Annotated in this window: 2 protein-coding genes; both read left to right on the top strand. The window is 60.5% G+C overall.

Features of this window, described 5'->3' with window-relative positions:
- The first annotated feature begins 322 nt into the window (after nucleotides 1–322).
- Nucleotides 323–520, top strand: coding sequence for a hypothetical protein (locus tag VSR82_RS39610; protein ID WP_429464261.1), 198 nt, complete (start codon nucleotides 323–325; stop codon nucleotides 518–520).
- On the top strand, nucleotides 498–2,591 hold the full coding sequence (locus VSR82_RS39605) for a recombinase family protein (protein WP_498858883.1): 2,094 nt from the start codon (nucleotides 498–500) through the stop codon (nucleotides 2,589–2,591). Before VSR82_RS39610 ends, VSR82_RS39605 begins: the two co-directional genes overlap by 23 nt.
- The last annotated feature ends 30 nt before the right edge of the window (nucleotides 2,592–2,621 follow it).

Below are 2,621 nucleotides of genomic sequence, written 5' to 3'. Positions count from 1 at the left end.
CAAACCACACGACATTCAACATACCGATCGCAAATTGTGGTGATCGCATACCGCTGGCACCCCGCCTACGGCCAGGAATACAGGCTGGTCCGCCGCACTGGGCGCCGCGGGAATCAGATGGTTCACCTCGACGTCCCGCAACAGATCTCCCGCGAACTGCCAGCCTGGATGCTCGATGCGTCGATATGCTCGGCGATGTCGCTTGGCGAACCGCGAGTGAGCGCCGAGGCGCTGGCCTTCTTGTGCCGCGTCCTGTCTGATCGGAAGCGCCACTCCGCCGCAGGAGGATCATCGAAGCCTCTGTCAACGGAGGGCCATTCCGATGAGACGACTGCAAAGAGAACGCGGCGTACAGCTTCCGCTGGAACTGCACCTAGATCCCACCTTCGACGCAGCCATAGTGGGGAATCGACGGGAGGAAGTGATCGACGCGCTCGCAGCACTTCTGCTGGAAGCGCTGGGCAAGCCGGCGAACATAACCGACCCAGGAGATCGCGATGAACCAGAAGATCTCCGCTGAACATCTCTGCCGAGGCGCGGTGGTCTACGTCCGTCAATCAACCATGAGCCAGGTGGTGGAGCACACGGAGAGCCAGAATCGTCAGTACGCGCTCGCTGAATCTGCACGAACCATGGGCTTTGCTTCAGTGACGACGATCGACGATGACCTTGGACGTTCGGGCTCCGGCAGTATCGAACGTCCCGGGTTCCAGAAGCTGGTCGCGTCAGTGTGTGCAGGATCCGTCGGCGCCGTGTTCTGTCTCGAGGCTTCACGACTTGCGCGCAACGGCCGCGATTGGCACCATCTCATTGATCTTTGCGCGCTGGTCGGCACGGTCGTCGTTGATCACGACGGTATTTATGACCCCAGGCTGGTCAACGATCGGCTCCTGCTTGGACTCAAAGGCACGATGTCGGAGTACGAACTCAGTCTGCTGCGGCAGCGTGGCATTGCCGCGCGTGATTCGAAGGCCCAGCGTGGCGAATTGCGCTTTGCGCTACCTCCGGGCTACTGCTGGAATGAGCTTGGGCAGATCGAGATGGATCCAGACGAACGGGTTGCCGAGTCCATCCGGGTGCTCTTCCGTAAGTTTCGCGAACTCGGCAGTGCCCGTCAGGTGCTGCTATGGGCCATACAATCCGACGTGAAACTGCCGGTGACACGGCACGGCCTCGCGGGCATCCGGATCGAATGGAGCAGGCCTGCATATCACACGGTCGTCCAGATCCTGGAGCATCCGGTTTATGCTGGGGCGTATGTGTTTGGAAGGACGACCCAGCGCACCGCGGTCGTCGACGGACGGGCTCGTAAGACTGAAGGCCACTCCAAGCCAATGAAGGACTGGAGCGTCCTGTTGCGCGATCATCACCCAGGGTACATCACGTGGGATCAGTTCGAGGAGCATCAGAGGATGATTGCCGAGAACACACACATGAAGAAGCGGGCTTCCCGTCGATCTGCTCGTGGTGGGCGGGCATTGCTTACTGGCCTGGCGCGATGTGGCCGGTGCGGCCGAATGATGCGAGTCAACTACGGCATGAGAGCCGGCCACGCGCATCGCTATTACTGCCGTGGCGACGAAGCACATGTCGGAGCATTCCGCTGTATCGGAATCGGCGGAATACGTATCGACAAAGCAGTGGCGGCCGCAATTCTCGAAGCGGTTTCGGAGCATGCGGTGGAAGCGGCCGTTCGCGCTGCACAGCGAACATCGCGCGCAGGCGATGATGCGCGTCGCGCGTTAGCCTGCGAGCTCGAGGAAGCGCGCTACGATGCCTCTCTTGCCGCACGCCGGTATGAGGTTGTCGATCCGACGAAACGATTGGTTGCACGCGAGCTTGAAGCGCGTTGGAATGCGGCCCTCGAACGTGTCGCTCACCTCGAAGAGCGCGCTGCGCTTCTGGACCGCGAGGTTGCAAGCCGGCCCGCGATCGACCAGACGCAGTTGATGACGCTCGCACGCGATCTCCCGGCGGCGTGGAATGCGCCGGGCACCGATATGCGAACAAAGCAGCGGCTGACCCGTATTCTCATTCAGGAAGTCGTGATTGATCTGGACGACAATACGAATGAAGCAGTCGCAACGGTTCACTGGACCGGTGGTCGGCACACGGAGCTGCGCGTCGCACGCGTGAATGTTGGTCGATATCCATCTGGCCAACACTTCAGTGCTGTTGAGGTTATGCGCAAGCTTGGCGGGCAGTGGCCGGACAGGGAGCTTGCGGTGACCATGAACCGCATGCGATGCAAATCGCCAGACGGCAAGACCTGGACCACGGTTCGTGTTACCGAACTGCGTGAACGGCTGGGCATTGCGCCATTCGATCCGATGGCATCGCATGCGGAGACGATCAGCGTGGAAGAGGCCTCACGGCGACTGGGAATCTACGGCAGCTCGATTCACCGCCTGATCCGTGAAGGAATACTGCCTGCGACTCAACTCATGCCCTCGGCGCCCTGGCAGGTCCCTGTTGCTGAGCTTGATTCTGAAGCCGTCAGGGAAGGTGTACGGGCTATCAAGGAAAGGCGACCGCCTCACTTCAAGGCCCGACAGGAAGCAGAGAAGTCACTCAAGTTGCCGGGCTTCTAACCAAAGGATGCACTATGTCACGAGACTCCC

The sequence above is a fragment of the Burkholderia sp. JPY481 genome (genome assembly GCF_038900515.1).
GTDB classification, from domain to species: domain Bacteria; phylum Pseudomonadota; class Gammaproteobacteria; order Burkholderiales; family Burkholderiaceae; genus Paraburkholderia; species Paraburkholderia youngii.
The sequence above is the reverse complement of the archived record's forward strand: the minus strand, read 5'-3'. Positions and strand labels throughout refer to the sequence as shown.

Excerpts from the sequence above, each read along its gene's own strand:
- VSR82_RS39610 (WP_429464261.1), top strand. The coding sequence starts at position 323 with ATGAGACGACTGCAAAGAGAACGCGGCGTACAGCTTCCGCTGGAACTG.
- VSR82_RS39605 (WP_498858883.1), top strand. The coding sequence starts at position 498 with ATGAACCAGAAGATCTCCGCTGAACATCTCTGCCGAGGCGCGGTGGTC.